We start from the raw sequence: 2,262 nt of genomic DNA, 5'->3' as shown, positions 1-2,262 counted from the left end.
TCTAATATCGTTCCAGCTTTGTATGGATTTATTCCGCAGACCTATTGTGGTGATAAAGTGGCAGAGTTTGCAAGAGAAAAGGGTGCAACAAGCATTAAAGTGGGTGATGGGGATCCTTTAGATATTTGTGTGTTATCGTCGCATCATATACCTCATGGCGATATATTATTACAAGCTAAGCCAATTGGCGGATTTTGTTTTATTGACAAAGGTGAGGCCGACGATAAGATAATAGCAGTATTAACAGGCGACCAGATTTACGGCAACTTTAACGATATTTCTGAATTGCCTGGTGGTGTTATTGAAAAGCTAAAGCATTATTTTCTAACCTACAAAAATCTGCCAGGAGAACCTCAACATTGCGAAATAGCATATGAATATGGTAAACAAGGAGCTGGAGAAGTCATTAAAAAATCAATGGAAGATTACAGGGATTTGATTTTTAATCCACTAAAATAAAAAAAAGGAGCGAATGCTCCTTTTTTTATAGTATTTATCGTAAATATTATTTTTTGTATAAAACCTTTTTTACAGCGTCAATCGTCCTAGCCACGTTTGGCAAAGTAGCCTCAATTAGCGTAGGAGCGTAGTGTAAAGGAATATCCATGTTGTTAACTCTGATAACCGGAGCATCCAAATGGTCAAAAGCATATCGCTGCAAATGATAAGTTATTTCTGATGAAATAGCAGCCAATGGCCAAGCTTCTTCTACAACTACACATCTGTTGGTTTTCTTTACAGAATCTACAACTGTTTGATAATCAATAGGTCTTACTGTTCTAAGGTCTATCAATTCAACACTGATTCCATCTTTGGCAAGTTGCTCGATTGCTGGTAAAACCACTCTAGGAATCATTTTTCCAAACGATACAATCGTAACATCTTTTCCTTCCTGAATTATGTTGGCTTTCCCAATTGGCAATATATATTCGCCATCTGGAATCATTCCTTTGTCACCATACATTTGTTCAGACTCCATGAAAATAACGGGGTCATTGTCACGAATAGATGCTTTCAAAAGTCCTTTACATTCATATGGGCTAGATGGTACCACAACTTTAAGACCTGGCGTATTGGCAAACCAATTTTCGAAGTTTTGAGAGTGTTGAGCTCCTAATTGTCCAGCATTACCAGTTGGACCCCTAAACACGATTGGGCAAGAATATTGACCAGCAGACATGGCCATTATTTTGGCTGCACTGTTGATAATCTGATCTATAGCAACAAGTGAAAAGTTGAAAGTCATGAATTCAATAATCGGACGACAACCATTGATAGCAGCACCAACACCTATACCAGCAAAACCTAGTTCAGCAATTGGCGTGTCGATAACTCTTTTGGGTCCAAATTCATCCAACATTCCTTGACTGGCTTTGTAGGCTCCATTGTATTCAGCTACTTCTTCACCCATTAAGAATATTGTTTCATCACGACGCATTTCTTCTGACATCGCTTCCTTTACAGCATCTCTAAATTGAATTTCTCTCATTTTTGGCTTATAAATAATTTAATTTTGGGCAAAGACCCCAATTGCTTGACAAAAATAGTAAGCTATTGTCAATTTCCGAAATCTATTTGTAGAATTGCGTGATTTCATTTATTTATTTTTGTTCGGTGTAAGATTTTGGTGGTTAAAATAAACAATTTGATGTTTCCATAATAGAAATGATGAATTTGTAAATCCATTATAATTGTAAGGATTGCAATTTTTATGCGAGTGAGTATATGCAGACTGATGTGACCCTTTCAAGGTTTTTGTTTTGTTCTTTTTAATTCCGAAGGAATTTGATTTTTATAAAAAGAGAATTTTGATGTGAATGTACGACCCCTACAGGGTCGATTACTGACTATTCTGGTGGATTTTTATAAACATATGACCCCTTCGGGGTCGAATTCTTTACATTGGATTGTCTTATCATAAACATTTGACATTTTTTTCAAGGTCTTTTTTATATCACTTTGTCGATTCCCATTCCGAAGGAATTTAATTTTTATAAAAAGAGAATTTTGATGTTAATGTACGACCCCTACAGGGTCGAATACTGACTATTGTGATGGATTTCTATAAACATGTGACCCCTTCGGGGTCGAATACTGACTAATTTGTTGGATTTATATAAACATATGACTCCTTCGGGGTCGAATACTGACTATTCTGTTGGTTTTTTATAAGCATATGACCCCATCTGGGTCGATTTCTTTACATCGGATTGTCTTATCATAAACATTTGACATTTTTTTCAAGGTCTTTTTTATATCACT

General features: G+C 35.9%; 2 protein-coding genes. One reads left to right on the top strand and one right to left on the bottom strand.

Features of this window, described 5'->3' with window-relative positions:
- Nucleotides 1-459 (top strand): inorganic diphosphatase (locus tag EGI24_RS19045; RefSeq protein ID WP_255050167.1); only part of this gene is annotated, 459 nt, incomplete at its 5' end.
- A 46-nt stretch (nt 460-505) separates the two neighbouring features.
- Here the strand turns inward: EGI24_RS19045 and EGI24_RS19040 are convergent.
- A complete protein-coding gene (locus tag EGI24_RS19040; protein WP_255048067.1) occupies nt 506-1,489 on the bottom strand; it encodes a pyruvate dehydrogenase complex E1 component subunit beta in 984 nt (327 codons plus the stop codon).
- Nucleotides 1,490-2,262 lie beyond the last annotated feature (773 nt).

It is taken from the genome of Lacihabitans sp. CS3-21 (assembly GCF_024343675.1).
Classification (GTDB): Bacteria; Bacteroidota; Bacteroidia; order Cytophagales; family Spirosomataceae; genus Leadbetterella.
This window is presented reverse-complemented; position numbering and strand designations above follow the sequence as displayed.